Raw genomic sequence first — 16,567 nt, 5'->3', positions numbered from 1 at the left:
TTACTTGACTGTCCACCTGGAAGGGACAGTCATACCGTTTTCAGCCGATTTATCCTTTTCCGAGAACTCCTTAATCTGGCCTCACTTAGCGACAACAACCCAGACAAACTTCTCGAACAAAAGGATCTTCGCCATGACCAACGCCACCTACAACCGCCTGAACAAAGACGACGCCGTAGTCCTCCTGGTCGACCACCAGACCGGTCTGATCTCCCTGGTGCAGGACTTCTCGCCCAACGAGTTCAAGAACAACGTGCTGGCGCTGGCCGACCTGGCGAAATTCTTCGACCTGCCGACCATCCTCACCACCAGCTTCGAACAAGGCCCCAACGGCCCGCTGGTTCCAGAGCTGAAAGAGATGTTCCCGGATGCCCCGTACATCCCGCGCCCCGGCCAGATCAACGCCTGGGACAACGAAGACTTCGTCAAGGCGATCAAGGCCACCGGCCGCAAGCAACTGATCATCGCCGGCGTGGTGACCGACGTCTGCGTGGCCTTCCCGACCCTGTCGGCACTGGCCGAAGGCTTCGATGTGTTCGTGGTGACCGATGCTTCCGGCACCTTCAACACCACCGTGCAGCAGGCCGCATGGAACCGCATGACCCAGGCCGGCGCGCAGATGATGAACTGGTTCTCGGTGGCCTGTGAGCTGCACCGCGACTGGCGCAACGACATCGAAGGGCTGGGTAACCTGCTGTCGCAGCGGATTCCCAACTATCGCAACCTGATGAACAGCTACTCGGCGTTCACTGCCAAGTAAATGAAGAAAGGGCCTGCTCATCAGAGCAGGCCCTTTTTTGTTGCTGAGGGCGATGGTCGGCGCGGACCGCTGCGCGCTCCTTCGCAGCTAACGCAGCTCCTACTTCCGCGCCTTGAGAATCACGAACTTCGGCGTCGCCGCCACTTGCTCGACCCCGCGGAACAACCGCGCCAGCTTGGTGTGGTAGCCCAGATGGCGGTTGCCGACGATATACAAGGCCCCACCCACCTCCAGCGCCTCCCGGGCCTGCTGGAACATGCGCCAGGCGAGGAAGTCGCCGACCACCTGCTGCTGGTGGAACGGCGGATTGCACAGCACCACGTCCAGCGAACTCGCCGGCTGCCCGGCCAGGCCATCCGCCGCGCTGATCTCCACCTCACGCTCGCCCAGCGCCGCACGCCAGTTCTCCGTGGCCGATTGCACCGCCATGTACGACTCGTCCACGAGGGTGTAGTGCGCCTGCGGGTTGTCCAGGGCGCTGGCGATGGCCAGCACGCCGTTGCCGCAACCCAGGTCCGCGACCCGGGCATTGCCGAGGTTGCGCGGCAGGTGCGGGAGGAAGGCACGGGTGCCGATGTCCAGCCCTTCGCGGCAGAACACGTTGGCGTGGTTGACCAGCTCCAGTGCTGGCTTGTCCAGGCGGTAGCGGGTCGGATACGGCGACACCGCGACGGCCTTCGGCTCGAAGGTGGCGACCAGCAGGCGCGCCTTCTTCTGCGCCAGCGACGCCTGCATCGGCCCGATGTACTGTTCCAGCAGATCACCGGCTGCCCGCGGCAGGTGCTTGATCATCGCTCCGGCGACCACTTGCGCGCCCGGCGCCAGGTGGCCTTGCAGGCGTACCAGCTGTTCTTCCAGCAAGGCCAGGGTCTTCGGCACCCGCACCAGCACGTGGTCGAACGGGCCCTGCCAGGTCTCGCTGGCCGGCACGAAGGGCACGCCATCCCAGGGTTGGTCGTTGCGTGACAGGTTCTTCTCCAGACCGAGACGGGCGAGGAAGGAGTCGCCGCTGCTGGTCACCGCGAAACGCTCGCGCAGGCTGATGGCCAAGCCGCCGAAGCTGTCGTTGAGTACCAGCACCCGGGCGCCGTCGGGCAGCCCCAGTGCGGCCAGGTGTTCCAGCAGGTATTCGTCGGCGGCGTCGAAGGCCTGCAAGGGATCGTTGGCGTAGTCGGGCTGGCGGATCAGGTCGAGTCGGGCGAAGGGGCTGGTCAGCAAAGGCATGGGTCGAGGCTCTGGGGCATGGGTGTGCACTGCCCGGGGCAGTGACAGACAGGCGCCGATTCTACAGGGCTTTGCGGCACAGCGGGGTCAGAGCAGTCCGTGCATGGCGGCGATGGCCACGGCACCGGCCTTGTTGTTGGCGTGCATCTTGGTGATGACGCTGCGGATATGGAAGTTCACCGTGCTCTGCGACAGGGTGAGGATGCAGGCGATGTCCGAGGCGGTCTTGCCGGCGGCAGACCATTTCAGCACTTCGCGCTCGCGCTCGGAGAGGCCGAAGCCGTTGGGCTGCAAGGGATTGATGCGTTCGAGCATGACCGTGTGCATGACATTGCACAGCCACAGGGCCTGGCCGGTCTTGTCATAGAACTCGGCGATGCTGATGGCATGTTCGCTGCGCACCAGGCTGAGCATGCTGTTGTTGCCGCGGATATCGTGGGCCGCCTGGCTCCAGCCGTGGGCCAGGCCATGGGCCTTGGCGTCCTCGCGCAGTTGCGGGACCTCGTTGAATACCTGGTCGTCCCACAGCAGCGGGATCAAGGAATGCCGGCAATGGCAGAACGTCGGGTCGAGGGCGAGGTAGTTCTGTTCCTGGTAGCGCGTGTTCCACTCGGCGGAATAGTTGTTGAACATCAGCACTTGCGGCGTCATGCCGGTGGTCTGGCTTTGCACCACCAGGCCGAGGTACTCCATCTCCAGTTGCTGTGCCAGGGACAGGGCAGATTCGAATATGCGCTCGGGGTCCTGTTCCGCGATCAGGCTTTCGAGCTGCTCCTGCTTCCAGTGCGGCATTGGCGGGGTGCTCCCTGTCTATGTCTATGGATCCAATTAGCCAAGCGGTGTTCAAGCAGTATAGGAATCGTCCTACAGTACGATTGGTTTTTTTCGCTATAAGTTGACCTATGTCATGGCTTGCAAAGGGTAGTTCAGTTAAACGCGATGTTCCTGTCGGGCCGCGGCCGAAGTCACTACAAACCAGCGGTGTTTATTCCCACGGCTTTGCGCGAAACTGGGCGCACCTGATTTGTGGAGCGAACCATGACTGCCAGCGCGGAGAAATACACCCGCCAGACCCTGCTCGACGTCCAGCCGCTGACCCCCAACCTGTTCAGCCTGCGCACCACCCGCGATGCCGGATTCCGCTTCCGCGCCGGCCAGTTCGCCCGTCTGGGCGTGACCAAGGCCGACGGCAGCGTGGTCTGGCGTGCGTATTCGATGGTGTCGTCGCCGTTCGACGAGCACCTGGATTTCTATTCCATCGTCGTCCCGGGTGGCGAGTTCACCAGCGAGCTGAGCCGCCTGCGCGAGGGTGACGAACTGCTGATCGATCGCCAGGCCTTCGGTTACCTGACCCTCGACCGTTTCGTCGATGGCCGCGACCTGTGGCTGCTGGCCACCGGGACCGGGATCGCGCCGTTCCTGTCGATCCTGCAGGACTTCGAGGCCTGGGAGCGTTTCGAGCGGATCAAGCTGGTGTATTCGGTGCGCGAGGCGCGCGAGCTGGCGTATCTCGACCTGATCGCAGGCCTGGAGAAGCGCGAATACCTGGCGGAGTACGCCGGCAAGCTGCAGTTCATCCCGGTGGTGACCCGCGAACAGCATCCGGGCGCGCTGAACGGGCGCATCACTACGCTGATCGAGAACGGTGAGCTGGAGCGGGCGGCGGGGCTGGAACTGATCCCGGAGCATTCGCGGGTGATGCTGTGTGGCAACCCCGAGATGATCGACGACACGCGCAAGGTACTGAAGGCGCGTGACTTGAACCTGAGCCTGAGCCGGCGGCCGGGGCAGGTGGCGGTCGAAACCTACTGGTAAACCTGCGCGGACCCTGCGGGAGCGGGTTTACCCGCGATGACGATGCTGGGTTCACCGGTGTCATCGCGGGTGAACCCGCTCCCACAGGGTTTATGAAGGCCTCAAGGCTTGTTGTTCTGCGCCTTCAACAGATCCCGGATCTCGGTCAGCAGGGTTTCCTGTGGCGTCGGCGCTGGCGGCACGCTTGGCGCTACCGCTTCTTCACGCTTCAGGCGGTTGATCACCTTCACGCCCATGAAGATGGCGAACGCCACGATCACGAAATCGATCACCGTCTGGATGAACTTGCCGTAGGCCAGCACCACTGCGGGTACATCCCCTTGCGCGGCCTTGAGGGTGATCGCCAGGTCGCTGAAGTCCACCCCGCCAATCAACAGGCCCAAAGGCGGCATCACCACATCGCCGACGAAAGACGAAACGATCTTGCCGAATGCCGCGCCGATGATGATACCGACGGCCATGTCGACGACATTGCCCTTGACCGCAAAGGCTTTGAATTCACTGATCATGCCCATGGTTTATTCCTTGTAACAATTGAAGGGGGTCGACGCAGTGTAATTCAGCTCATCGCTTCATGCGTTGCATCGACTACAAATGACCCCGCTCATAGCCAATGGTTTTGTCGCGATTGGCGCCTTTCCCGGCGCGACGGCTATCATGGCGACTTTTTCCAGGAGATTGCCCATGGCCAAGGCCAAGCGCTTGTACGGCTGCACCGAGTGCGGCGCGACCTTTCCGAAATGGGCCGGCCAGTGCGGTGAATGCGGCGCCTGGAACACCCTGACCGAGACCATGATCGAGAGCGGCGGGGCCGCGGCCCCCAGCGGCCGCACCGGCTGGGCCGGGCAGCAGGCGCAGATCAAGACCCTCGCCGAAGTCTCCATCGAGGAAATCCCGCGGTTCTCCACCGCCAGCGCCGAACTCGACCGTGTACTCGGCGGCGGCCTGGTGGACGGCTCGGTGGTACTGATCGGCGGCGACCCCGGCATCGGCAAGTCGACCATTCTCTTGCAGACCCTCTGCCATATCGCCTCGCGCATGCCGGCGCTGTACGTCACCGGCGAGGAATCGCAACAGCAGGTGGCGATGCGCGGCCGGCGCCTGGGCCTGCCCCTGGACCAGCTGCGGGTGATGACCGAGACCTGCATCGAAAGCATCATCGCCACGGCCCGCAGCGAAAAGCCCAAGGTGATGGTGATCGACTCGATCCAGACCATCTTCACCGAGCAACTGCAATCGGCGCCGGGGGGCGTCGCCCAGGTCCGCGAGAGCGCCGCCTTGCTGGTGCGCTACGCCAAGCAGAGCGGCACGGCGATCTTCCTCGTCGGCCACGTGACCAAGGAAGGCGCCCTGGCCGGTCCGCGGGTGCTGGAGCACATGGTCGACACCGTGCTGTATTTCGAGGGCGAGTCCGATGGCCGCCTGCGCCTGCTGCGCGCGGTGAAGAACCGCTTCGGCGCGGTCAACGAGCTGGGCGTGTTCGGCATGACCGACCGCGGCCTGAAGGAAGTCTCCAACCCCTCGGCGATCTTCCTCACCCGCACCCAGGAAGCGGTGCCCGGCAGCGTGGTCATGGCCACCTGGGAAGGCACCCGGCCGATGCTGGTGGAAGTGCAGGCGCTGGTGGACGACAGCCACCTGGCCAACCCGCGGCGGGTGACCCTTGGCCTCGACCAGAACCGCCTGGCCATGCTCCTGGCGGTGCTGCACCGCCACGGCGGCATTCCCACCCACGACCAGGACGTGTTCCTCAACGTGGTCGGCGGGGTCAAGGTGCTGGAGACCGCCTCCGACCTGGCACTGCTTGCGGCAGTCATGTCGAGCCTGCGCAACAAGCCGTTGTCCCAGGGCCTGCTGGTGTTCGGCGAGGTCGGCCTGTCCGGCGAGGTACGGCCGGTGCCGAGCGGCCAGGAGCGTCTGAAGGAAGCGGCCAAGCATGGCTTCAAGCGCGCCATCGTGCCCAAGGGCAATGCGCCGAAGGAGTCGCCAGCGGGCTTGCAGGTGATCGCGGTGACCCGTCTGGAACAGGCCCTGGACGCCCTGTTCGAGGAATGAGCCGAAGAAAAGAGGCTTCTTGCAAGTGATTCTCACTAACGAGTAGCATGGCGCCTCCATTCCGATAGCCCCCTGGAGTTCGCGTGGCGGAGTCCGACCTCAAGCGCCTGTTCCTCAAGCACGCGAAGACCCTGCAGGGCCTGCTGACGCGCAAGGTGCGCGACCCGCAGCTGGCCGCCGACCTGGTGCAGGAAAGCTTCCTGCGCCTGGCCGAGCAGCAGTCTGGCGAGCGCATCGACAACACGCCGGCGTATCTCTACCGCACGGCACACAACCTGATGATCGATCACCTGCGCCAGCAACAACGGCGCAAGACCGACCTGGTGCCCCACGAAGCCCTCGAAGGCATAGTCGAGGACAGCCCTGGCCTGGAGGAGAGCACGGCGGCTGAGCAGCATATGCGCCGGCTGCGGGCGGCGATGAACGAGCTGCCGCCGCGTACCCGCGAGATCTTCCGCCTCAATCGCCTGGAGGGCCTGACCCACGCCGAGGTGGCCAGGCGCCTGGACATTTCCGACAGCTCGGTACAGAAGCATCTTTCCCGGGCACTGGCCTATGTGATGCAGTGCTTGCAGGAACAGGAATGACGAACGGTTTACTGAACAATGCGCCTTCAGACGTCAGTCCTTTCATAAGCAGAATTCGAGAGAACCGTGTGAGCAGCCAGAACCCGCCAGAGCAAGCAATTCGCGAGCAGGCCGCCGAGTGGGCGGTGCTGCTGGACGCCGGGTGCCTGAGCCCGGCGCAGGAGCAGGCGTTGGCCACCTGGCGCGACGGCGATCCGCGGCATGAGCGGGCGCTGGCTTTCGCCCGTGCGACCTGGGCCGACCTTGGACGCCTCGGGCATCTGGACGCGCCGCAGGCCGTGCCCGCTGCCCAAGCGCTACCCGAGACTCCCCGAGCGCTTGGCGGCCGTCGCCGCCGTTCGCGCCTGCGCTGGGCGAGCAGCACGGCGGCGGCGCTGCTGATCGCGGTGTTCGCCGTGGATCGCGGACCGGACCTGTTGCAGCGCATGAGTGCCGACTACGTCACCGGCCGCGGCGAGATCCGCCAGGTGACCCTGCCGGACGGCAGCAAGGTCGATCTCGACAGTCGCAGTGCCATCAGCGTCGCCTACAGCGACAGCGAGCGGCGCGTGCGGCTGTTGTCCGGTGACGCGGTATTCGAGGCGGCGCCGATCGGCGAGCGCGAGTCGCGGCCGTTCGTGGTCGAGTACGCCGGCGCCAGCACCCGGGCGCTGGGCACGCGCTTCGTGGTCGGCGAGGAAGGGCAGGGCGGCTGGGTCGGCATGCTCGAACACAGCACCCGGGTGACCCTGGCCGAGCCCCCGGCCGAGCGCATCCTCAACGAAGGCGAAAGCCTGCGTTACGACGCGCAGCACGGCATCCGTGCCTGGCCGGAGCAGGACCCGCGGCGGGCCAGTGCCTGGCAGCGCGGGCTGCTGATCTTCGAACGCGAGCCGCTGGCGCAGGTGGCCGAGCAGATCAATCGCTATCGCGGCGGGCATGTGCTGATCACCGACTCGGCACTGGCCAGGCGTGAGGTCAGCGGCATGTTCCGCCTGGACAACCTGGACCAGGCGCTGGTGATGCTCACTGACGAGCTGAAGGCCAAGCGCGTCGATGTGGCCGGACTGACCCTGATCTACTGACGGATCTCCTTCGCTCCTGGGGGACTCATCGTTGACGCTGCCAGCGATGAGTCCCCCAGGAGCCCCGCAAATCGCGGCCTCCAACCCCTTCCATGAAATTTCCTAAAAAATAATTTACTGACTTTCCCCGCCCCGCTCGTCTGATTGTTGAGATTGATTTTCATTACTAGAAAAACGCCAACACAGCGAGCCACACGAAGTGACCAATCCACAACAACGACGTTTCCGCCTCAACCCGGTTGCCCTGGCCTGCAGCCTGGCGCTGGGCGCCTGCCTGATGCCGATGGGGATCGGCATGGCGCAGGCGGCCGAACAGAACCCGAACGCCAGCCAGCGCAGCGCGCTGATCCGTTTCGACATCCCGGCCCAGGCCCTCGACAGTGCCGTGCTGGCCTTCGCCGAGCAGGCCAAGGTCCAGGTGTTCTTCGACAGCCGCAAGCTGGCCGGTCTGCGCAGCGAAGGCCTGCACGGCCAACATAGCGCCGAGCAGGGCCTGGCCCTGCTGCTGGGTGGCAACCCGGTACGCTACCGCTTCAGCGGCAACGACCAGGTCGGCCTGGAACGTCTGAGCGACGATGGCAAGGCCATGGAGCTGGGTGCCACGCGCATCCAGTCCCAGGGGGACGGCGACTGGGTCTACACCACCCCGCGCTCGGTCAGCGTGATCACCCGCGACCAGATCGACAAGCGCCCGCCGCGCCATGCCGCCGACATGCTGGAAGAAACCGCCGGCGTCTACACCGCGGTCAACCAGCGGGACCAGGGCCTGTCGGTGAACATCCGCGGCGTGCAGGACTACGGCCGGGTCAACATGAACATCGACGGCATGCGCCAGAACTTCAACGTCAACGGCCACCAGCAGCGCAACGGCATCATGGTGGTGGACCCGGAGTTCATCAGCTCGGTTGAAATCGAAAAGGGCTCGCAGTCGGGCATGGGCGGTGCCGGCGTGCTCGGCGGGATCGCCAGCTTCAACACCGTGCAGGCCAGCGAGTTCCTGGGCCCGGACAAGGAATACGGCGGTCGCATCCGTGCCGGCCACGGCATTGGCGAGCTGGGCAACGGCACCTACTTCAACGGCAGCGCGCTGTTTGCCTTCGGCAATGAAGTGGGCGACCTGCTGCTGGGTGTCAGTGAGCGACATTTCGGTGACTACCGGGCCGGCTCCAACAACAAGGACAACCTCGGTACGGAAATCCGCCTGAGAAGTTTTTTTCCCGAAGCCTGGGATAGCTGGCTCAACAGCGAAGTCGGCGACATGGGCAGCGTGACCCGTTCGCGCCTGCTCAAGCTGGGGGTCAACCTGCCCCATGACCAGCGCGTCCAGTTCAACTACATCGAGACCGATACCGACAGCAAGGATGCCTGGACCTACCTTACCGACGACGGCTCCGACTTCTACTACAAGCGCAGCGGCGCCAGCGACCTGAACGGCAAGAACATTTCGATCGACTACAGCTTTACTCCGGACAACGACCTGGTCGATGTGAAGGCCAAGCTGTATTTCGTCAGGACCCGCCTCGATCGCTGGAACGCCGGCAACGATGCGTCGGCCTCCAGTGGCAACCGCTACGAAGCCTACGACGACCGCTTCCAGACCGATACCTGGGGCCTGCAACTGCAGAACACCTCACGCTTCTACTTCGGCCAGGCGGACAAGCTGACCCTGAACTACGGCACCGAGATCTATGAGGACCGCTTCAAGCCCGAGACCGGCCGTGTGGCGGCCGCCAACGAAAACGCCTACCCCTATGTCGAGGGTTCGACGCCGGAAGGCAAGAAGCTGACCACCAGCCTGTTCGCCCAGGCGCAGTACGAGCACGACAACTGGCTGACGCTGGATGCAGGGTTGCGTTATGACCGCTACCGCCTCAGCGGTGAGACCGGCATGACCGTATGGATGTATCCAGAAGGCACCTACGAAAGCGGTGGTGCGCCGAAGAGCAAGCAACACCTGCTGTTCGACGAGGACATCGAGCAGGGGCACTTCTCGCCGACTTTCGGTATCGCCGTGAAACCCGGGGTGGACTGGTTGCAGCTCTATACGCGTTGGGGCCGTGGCTGGCGCTCGCCGTCGGTGACCGAGGTCTTCATGACCGGTCGTCCGCACGCCGGTGGTGGGGCCCAGATGGTCTATCCCAATCCGTTCCTCAAGCCGGAAACCTCCCATGACTGGGAGCTGGGTTTCAACATCTTCAAGGAGTCGCTGCTGCGCGACGGTGACCGCTTCGGCATGAAGGTCGCGTACTTCGACACCCGGATCGAAGACTTCTCGTTCCTCGACCTCAACGTTGCGGTGCCCCATGAAACAGTGGCGGGGATCGCGCTGGGCAGGATGGCCTACCAGAACAACCTGGAGACCACCCGATTCCGTGGAGTCGAGTACGCCCTCGACTATGACGCCGGTCGCTACTACGGGCGCCTGTCCTACACCCACATGATCGGTACCAACGACTTCTGCTCGAAGGACTGGTACATGGGCGGTGCCGTGACGCCGGTACGGCAGGGCACCGTGACCCGCCAGGTGCTGGTGGGCAACCGCCTGGTCAACCGGACCTACACCATCTATCAGGCGCAGAGCGACAGCGCCAAGAACAACCAGGTGAGCTGCGGCCAGATCATGGGCAACGCCACCTACATGCCGGCCGATCGTGGCTCCCTGACCCTGGGCATGCGCTTCCTCGACAACACCCTCGATGTTGGCGCACGCCTGCGCTACAGCAAGGGCAACGGGGAAAACCTCAACGACCACAGCTACGCCACGCTCGACCAGGCGCTATGGCCCAAATACAAGGTCTACGACCTGTACGCCAGCTACTGGGTGACGCCGCAGATCAACCTGTCGCTGGCGCTGGAAAACGCCACTGACGAGGCCTACTTCGTGGCCATGGGGGATGCCAACAACCTGTCCCTGGCCCGCGGTCGGACCCTCACCGGGATGCTGGAATACAAGTTCTGATCTTTGCCCCGGCCGTCGGGCCGGACACAACGATTTTGCCCTTCAGGGCAAAAGCGAAGGCAGGAGCCTTCGTCAATTCACCACAACGTTCAGAGGAACAGTCATGAGCCTTACCGTTACTTACGACCTGTCGCTGGCCAGCACTTCGATCGACACCTACCTGTCGGACTGGGCTACCGGTTTCTTCACCGCAGGTCATGGTTACAGCAACACCGGTGGCTTCAATACTGGCACTTTCAGCGGCAGCCAGTACGCAACCCACGGCGCCAATGGTTCCGACTACGCGTTCATCGCCGGCAGCGATACCGCCAATGGCCTGAACTACGTCTTCAACCCGGCCCTGCCGGCCAGCAGCAACCTGAACCACTACCTGTGGGGTTCGCTGGATGAAGTGTCGTTGGGCTACCAGCTGGATGGCGGCAGCGGCAGCAACTACACCCTGGATTCGGAAGTGGTCACCTTCTCCGGTCTGGACCTGGAGGCCGCCCTGGGCGCTGGCCGTACCGGCAACGAAGTGCACCAGGTCATCTACGGCCTGATGCAGGGCGACACCAGCGCTCTGGCAGCGGTGATCAACCAGCTTCTGGAAGGTTACGAAGTCACCACCGCGGACTCTTTCGCCGCAGTGGCAGCAGCTCTGGCCAACGGCCCGGTCAACGCCGTCTCCGCCGAAGCGGTGGGCGTCCAGTCCCAGGTCGACGACCTGGCCCTGGCTGCCTGATAGCAGGCAATAAAAAGCGAATGGCAGGTCACCCTGGCATTCGCTGATCTGCTGCATTTACCCCGCAGCCCGTGTCTTTCCCGGGCCCAGGCTGCGGTGGTGCGAATTCTGTGGCGAGGGTGCGGTGAAAGCAATCACCTGCCGTCGCTGTCTGCGAGGAATCCAAGCAATGGGAACCGCTCCCGTTTCCGGCAATGAAGTGCGCCAGGCGCTCAAGGCCTGCCGCGCCGGCTTCGCCAATGTCGGTGTGTTCACCGCGGTGATCAACCTGCTGATGCTGGCTCCGGCCCTGTACATGCTGCAGGTCTACGACCGGGTGCTGTCCTCGGGCAACGAGATGACCCTGCTGATGCTCAGCCTGATGATCGTCGGCCTGTTCGGCTTCATGGGCTTGCTGGAGTGGGTGCGCAGCCTGGTGGTGATCCGCCTCGGTACGCGGATGGACCTGCGCCTCAACCCGCGGGTGTTCCAGGCCGCCTATGAAGCCAGCCTGGCCGGCAGCAAGGGCGCCGCCGGGCAGGTGCTGGCCGACCTGACCAGCCTGCGCCAGTTCGCCACCGGCCAGGCGCTGTTCGCCTTCTTCGATGCGCCGTGGTTCCCGGTGTACCTCGCGGTGATGTTCCTGTTCAGCCCGTGGCTGGGCCTGATGGCGCTGGTGGGCGCGGTGCTGCTGACGGTGCTGGCCTGGCTCAACGAGCGCCTGACCCGCGAGCCGTTCGCCGAGGCCGGGCGCCTGTCCCAGCAAGCCAGCCTGCAGGCCGGCGGCAACCTGCGCAACGCCGAGGCCATGGAAGCCATGGGCATGCTCGACGCCGTGCGCCAGCGCTGGACCGCGCTGCATCACGGATTCCTCGGCTTGCAGAACCACGGCAGCGAACGCGCCGCGGTAATCGCGGCACTGTCGCGGACCCTGCGCATGACCCTGCAATCCCTGGTGCTCGGCCTCGGCGCCTGGCTGGCCCTGGAGAAGCAGGTGAGCCCGGGGATGATGGTCGCCGGCTCGATCCTGATGGGCCGGGTGCTGGCGCCCATCGACCAGTTGATCGGGGTATGGCGCCAGTGGGGCTCGGCGCGCCAGGCCTATGTCCGCCTTAACGAATTGCTGCAGGCTCAGCCGCCCCGGCCCGAGGCCATGCCGCTGCCAGCACCGAGCGGGCGCCTGGCGGTGGAGCAGGTGGTGGCGATGCTGCCCGGCACCCGTAAACCGTGCCTGACCAACCTGGGCTTCAGCCTCGAAGCAGGGGATTCCTTGGGCATCATCGGTGCGTCCGGCTCGGGTAAATCGACCCTTGCGCGACTGTTGGTGGGCGCAGCGAAACCCTTCGACGGCAAGGTCCGTCTCGACGGCGCCGACCTGCAGCACTGGGACCGGGGCGTCCTCGGCCAGCACATCGGCTACCTGCCGCAGGACGTGCAACTGTTCGCCGGCAGCATCGCCGACAACATCGCCCGTCTCGGCACGGTGGACGCCGAGGCCGTGGTCGCTGCAGCGCAACTGGCCGGGGTGCACGACATGATCCTCAAGTTCCCCGCCGGCTACGACACGCTGCTGGGCGAAGGCGGCAGCGGCCTGTCCGGTGGCCAGCGCCAGCGCATCGGCCTGGCCCGGGCGCTGTACCGCCTGCCGGCGCTGATCGTCCTCGACGAACCCAACTCCAACCTCGACGAAGCCGGCGAGCAGGCGCTGCTGGCGGCCATCGCCAAGGTCCGCGAGCAGCGCCGCACGCTGATCCTCATCACCCACAAGCCGGCGCTGCTGGCCGGCCTGGAAAAACTCCTGGTCCTGCAGAATGGCCAGTTGCAGGCCTTCGGCCCCACCGCGCGGGTACTCCAGGACCTGCAGCGCGCCGCCCGTCCCGCCGCCGTGCCGACCCCGGCAGGCGCCCCTAGCGCCTTGCGCAGCCCTGCCACCGTCAGCATGAGCTACGGCACACCGAGAGCCTGATCGATGAATGCAAGCGTTCCCCTGCCCGAGCCGAAAGACACGGCCCGGGCCAGCAATGTCCTGAACATGGACGAGCGCCGCCCGGCGCGGATCGGGCTGTGGATGGTGCTCGCCGGTTTCGGCGGCTTCATGCTCTGGGCCGCCCTGGCGCCGCTGGACAAGGGCGTGCCGCTGTCCGGCAACGTGGTGGTGGCTGGCAGCCGCCAGGCCGTGCAGCACCCGACCGGCGGGGTGATCGAGCAGTTGCTGGTGCGCGATGGCGACCAGGTCACGGCGGGGCAGGTGCTGTTGCGCCTCGACGCGACCCAGGCCCGTGCGCAGTACGAGTCGCTGCGGGTGCAACTGCTCACCGCACGGGCCATGCAGGCGCGGCTGCTGGCCGAGCGTGCCGGCCAGGCGACGGTGGAGTTTTCTTCCGAGCTTTCGAAGGACGCCAGCGAGCCGTGGCTCGCCGCCATCCTCGAAACCCAGCGGCAACTGCTGACCAGCCGCCACCAGGCGCTGGGCATGGAACTGGACGGGCTGCGCGAGAATATCGCCGGCTCCCAGGCCAGCCTCGACGGCCTTCAGGGCTCGATGGCGGCCAGGCAGGAGCAGCGTGCCGCCCTGCAAGAGCAGTTGCAGGGCTTGCGCGAACTCGCCCGCGATGGCTACATCCCGCGCAATCGCCTGCTGGAAAACGAGCGCCTGTATGCCCAGGTCAACGGCGCGATTTCCGAGGACCTCGGCAACCTCGGTCGTACCCGCCGCCAGTTGCAGGAGCTCAGGCTGCGCATTGCCCAGCGCCAGCAGGAGTACCAGCGCGAGGTCAGCCAGCAACTGACCGAGGCCCAGTCCAGTGCCGCCGACCTCGACAACCGCCTGCGCAGCGCCGCCTTCGACCTGGCCAGCACCGAGGTCAAGGCCCCGGCCAGCGGCACCGTGGTGGGTTCCAGCGTGTTCACCAACGGCGGAGTGATCGCCCGCGGCCAGTCGCTGATGGAGATCGTCCCGCGCGACGTACCGCTGCTGGTGGACGCCCGGGCCTCGGTGGAGCTGATCGACCGCCTGCACCCGGGGCTGCCGGTGGAACTGCTGTTCGTCGCCTTCAACCAGAGCACCACGCCGCGGGTCGAGGGCGAGGTGACCCTGGTGTCCGCCGATCGCCTGGTGGACGAGAAGAACGGCCAACCCTACTACCAGGTCCGTGTGCGCGTCGGTGAAGAGGGGCTGCGCCAACTGGCCGGCAAGGACATCCGGCCGGGCATGCCGGTGGAAGCCTTCGTCCGCACCGGCGAGCGCTCGCTGCTCAACTACCTGTTCAAGCCGCTGACCGACCGGGCCCACGTCGCCCTGGCGGAGGAATGATGCGCCTGCTGTCCTGCCTGATGCTGCTGGGCCTGAGTCTGCCCGCCAGTGCCCTCGAACTGAGCGATGCTTATGCCCTGGCCCTGCGCAACGATCCGACCTTCCATGCCGCCATCGCCGAGCGCGACGCCGGCCTTGAGAACCGCGCCATCGGCCGGGCGCGCCTGTTGCCCAACCTGTCGTACCGCTACACCAACGCACGCAACGACTCCGAAGTGACCCAGGCCACCACGGTCGGCAATATCACCACCCAGCGCGACTACCGCAGCTACACCTCGACCTTGACCTTGCAGCAGCCGCTGTTCGACTACGCGGCCTGGGCCGACTACCGCCAGGGCGTGGCCAAGGCGTTGCTGGCCGATGCGCAGTTTCGCGGGCGCGGTCAGGAGCTGGCGGTGCGCCTGTTCCAGGCCTACAGCGAAGCGCTGTTCGCCAGCGAGCAGATCGCCCTGGCCCAGGCGCAACGACGTGCCTATGCCGAGCAACTGACCCTCAACGAGCGCCTGTTCAAGGGCGGCGAGGGCACCCGCACCGATGTCCTGGAAACCCGTGCCCGCTACGAGCTGGCCAAGGCCCAGGAGATCGAGTCGACGGATAACCTGGACGCCGCCCTGCGTGCGCTGCAGGCGATCATCGGCGAGCCGGTGGAAGTGGAGGACCTGGCGCCGTTGGCCGCGGGCTTCAAGGTGGAGCCGCTGGCGCCGGGCAACTTCGAGCACTGGCGCACCCTGGCGGTGGGCAACAACGCGCAACTGATCGCCCAGCGGCATGCCGTCGAGGCGGCCGACCAGGGCATCGAGCGTAACCGTGCCGGGCACCTGCCCAGCCTCAGCGCCTACGCCAGCACCGGGCGCTCCAGCTCAAGTTCCGAGAGCACCTACAACCAGCGCTACGACACCGACAGCATCGGCATCCAGCTGAGCATGCCGCTGTTCGCCGGTGGCGGGGTGTCGGCGGCGACCCGCCAGGCCACTGCCCAGCGTGATCAGGTGCAGTACCAGCTGGACGGCCTGGTGAACGAGACGCTCAATGAACTGCGCAAGCAGTTCAACCTGTGCGCCAGCAGCGTGGCGAAGATCCGGGCCTATGAACTGGCGCAGGACTCGGCGGATCGCCTGATCGAGGCGACGCGCAAGAGCGTGGCGGGCGGTGAACGGGTCAATCTCGATGTGTTGAACGCCGAGCAGCAGCTGTACAGCGCGCGGCGCGACCTGGCCCAGGCCCGCTACGACTACTTGCGGGCCTGGTTGCAGGTTCACTATCTGGCGGGAACCCTGGAAGCCAGCGATCTGCAGCGGCTGGACAGGTACTTCGTCAGTCGCGGCAAACCGGCGACCGCCAGTCGCTGAGGCAGCGGCCAGCGCCAGCGGGCTTCCAGCGACATGCGCCAACGCACGGCCTGGGCCATGCGCTGGCGTTCGAACACCAGCCAGGCCATGCACAGCAGCATCACAGCCAGGTGACCTTGCTGCACCAGCATCGGCAACAGCATCGCCGGCCAGCAGGAAAGGATGCACCAGGCGCCATGGCCCACGCCGTAGCCCAGGCAGTCGCGTACCACCGGCCAGCCGAACGCGGCGATCCGCGGTGCGCCATGGCAGCGGTTGAGCGCGGTCTGCTTGAGTGGCGTCGACTGCCACAGCAGGGTGAGCAGCACTGCCAGGGTCGCTGCCAGCCACAGGCTTTCGCCCGCCAGCAGCTTCAGGCCGATGGACAGCAGGGTCAGGACCGCCCCGGCCACGCTCCATACCGTCGCGTATCCGACAACGAACGCCAGGATCGCCAGCGCACGGCGGCGCGGCAGGCTGCGCTGCCAGAGGGTGAGCATCGGCTCCACCAGCAGCAATGGCATCATCGCCAGCAGCATCACCAGCCAGGATTGCCACAGCCCCCCGGGATCCAGCACCAGCGCCTGGGTCAGGCCGCGCCAGCCGAGGGTCGACAGCAGGTCGGCCATCGAGCCGCAGAAGGCTGGCAGCGCCGATTGTGTCGGCGCCGCCAGCAATGCGGCCCACCCGGCCAGGCTGGCGGTGGCCAGCCATGGCCAGGGACTGTGCAGCCAGGCAAGGGCGGTTTGCCTGAGGCGCATC

The 16,567-nt window shown here is 65.6% G+C and carries 14 protein-coding genes; 10 read left to right on the top strand and 4 right to left on the bottom strand.

The window, feature by feature from the left end; translation table 11 throughout:
* Positions 1–133 precede the first annotated feature (133 nt).
* Positions 134–760, top strand: coding sequence for an isochorismate family cysteine hydrolase YcaC (gene ycaC, locus V0R59_RS11375; protein ID WP_330072693.1), 627 nt, complete (start codon positions 134–136; stop codon positions 758–760).
* A gap of 99 nt (positions 761–859) precedes the next feature.
* On the opposite strand, the gene V0R59_RS11370 is transcribed toward ycaC, so the two are convergent.
* Both V0R59_RS11370 and V0R59_RS11365 read right to left on the bottom strand, forming a co-directional pair.
* Positions 860–1,984: a methyltransferase gene (locus V0R59_RS11370; protein WP_330073940.1), complete on the bottom strand. Its 1,125-nt coding sequence runs from the start codon at positions 1,982–1,984 to the stop codon at positions 860–862.
* Positions 1,985–2,071: 87 nt separating this feature from the next.
* Positions 2,072–2,776 carry an autoinducer binding domain-containing protein gene (locus V0R59_RS11365; RefSeq protein WP_330073939.1) on the bottom strand — a complete coding sequence of 235 codons (705 nt, stop codon included), beginning with the start codon at positions 2,774–2,776 and terminating at the stop codon, positions 2,072–2,074.
* A gap of 246 nt (positions 2,777–3,022) precedes the next feature.
* Between V0R59_RS11365 and V0R59_RS11360 the strand changes: the two genes are divergently transcribed.
* Positions 3,023–3,799 carry a ferredoxin--NADP reductase gene (locus V0R59_RS11360; RefSeq protein ID WP_330073938.1) on the top strand — a complete coding sequence of 259 codons (777 nt, stop codon included), beginning with the start codon at positions 3,023–3,025 and terminating at the stop codon, positions 3,797–3,799.
* Between the two features lie 101 nt (positions 3,800–3,900).
* On the opposite strand, the gene mscL is transcribed toward V0R59_RS11360, so the two are convergent.
* On the bottom strand, positions 3,901–4,314 hold the full coding sequence (gene mscL / locus V0R59_RS11355) for a large-conductance mechanosensitive channel protein MscL (protein ID WP_330073937.1): 414 nt from the start codon (positions 4,312–4,314) through the stop codon (positions 3,901–3,903).
* A gap of 169 nt (positions 4,315–4,483) precedes the next feature.
* On the opposite strand from mscL, the gene radA reads away from it, so the two are divergent.
* The 8 genes from radA to V0R59_RS11315 all read left to right on the top strand — a co-directional run bounded on the left by radA (position 4,484) and on the right by V0R59_RS11315 (position 15,826).
* Complete coding sequence (radA, locus tag V0R59_RS11350; protein WP_330073936.1) at positions 4,484–5,854, top strand: DNA repair protein RadA; 1,371 nt, start codon at positions 4,484–4,486, stop codon at positions 5,852–5,854.
* An 83-nt stretch (positions 5,855–5,937) separates the two neighbouring features.
* A complete protein-coding gene (locus tag V0R59_RS11345; protein ID WP_330073935.1) occupies positions 5,938–6,441 on the top strand; it encodes an RNA polymerase sigma factor in 504 nt (167 codons plus the stop codon).
* Positions 6,442–6,509: 68 nt separating this feature from the next.
* On the top strand, positions 6,510–7,505 hold the full coding sequence (locus V0R59_RS11340) for a FecR family protein (RefSeq protein WP_330073934.1): 996 nt from the start codon (positions 6,510–6,512) through the stop codon (positions 7,503–7,505).
* A 277-nt stretch (positions 7,506–7,782) separates the two neighbouring features.
* Positions 7,783–10,464, top strand: a complete 2,682-nt coding sequence (locus tag V0R59_RS11335) for a TonB-dependent receptor (RefSeq protein ID WP_330073967.1) — start codon at positions 7,783–7,785, stop codon at positions 10,462–10,464.
* Positions 10,465–10,567: 103 nt separating this feature from the next.
* Positions 10,568–11,185: a heme acquisition protein HasA gene (locus V0R59_RS11330; protein ID WP_330073933.1), complete on the top strand. Its 618-nt coding sequence runs from the start codon at positions 10,568–10,570 to the stop codon at positions 11,183–11,185.
* A gap of 169 nt (positions 11,186–11,354) precedes the next feature.
* Positions 11,355–13,130: a type I secretion system permease/ATPase gene (locus V0R59_RS11325; RefSeq protein WP_330073932.1), complete on the top strand. Its 1,776-nt coding sequence runs from the start codon at positions 11,355–11,357 to the stop codon at positions 13,128–13,130.
* Between the two features lie 3 nt (positions 13,131–13,133).
* Complete coding sequence (locus tag V0R59_RS11320; protein ID WP_375547348.1) at positions 13,134–14,477, top strand: HlyD family type I secretion periplasmic adaptor subunit; 1,344 nt, start codon at positions 13,134–13,136, stop codon at positions 14,475–14,477.
* The gene (locus V0R59_RS11315) at positions 14,477–15,826 is read left to right on the top strand and encodes a TolC family outer membrane protein (RefSeq protein WP_330073931.1); all 1,350 of its coding nucleotides are present in this window, start codon (positions 14,477–14,479) and stop codon (positions 15,824–15,826) included. Before V0R59_RS11320 ends, V0R59_RS11315 begins: the two co-directional genes overlap by 1 nt.
* Here V0R59_RS11315 and V0R59_RS11310 read toward each other — a convergent pair.
* On the bottom strand, positions 15,736–16,566 hold the full coding sequence (locus tag V0R59_RS11310; RefSeq protein WP_330073930.1) for a copper chaperone: 831 nt from the start codon (positions 16,564–16,566) through the stop codon (positions 15,736–15,738). The two genes, V0R59_RS11315 and V0R59_RS11310, sit on opposite strands and share 91 nt — an antisense overlap.
* Between the last annotated feature and the right edge of the window lies 1 nt (position 16,567).

This window comes from Pseudomonas ulcerans, assembly GCF_036324125.1.
Classification (GTDB): domain Bacteria; phylum Pseudomonadota; class Gammaproteobacteria; order Pseudomonadales; family Pseudomonadaceae; genus Aquipseudomonas; species Aquipseudomonas ulcerans.
This window is presented reverse-complemented; position numbering and strand designations above follow the sequence as displayed.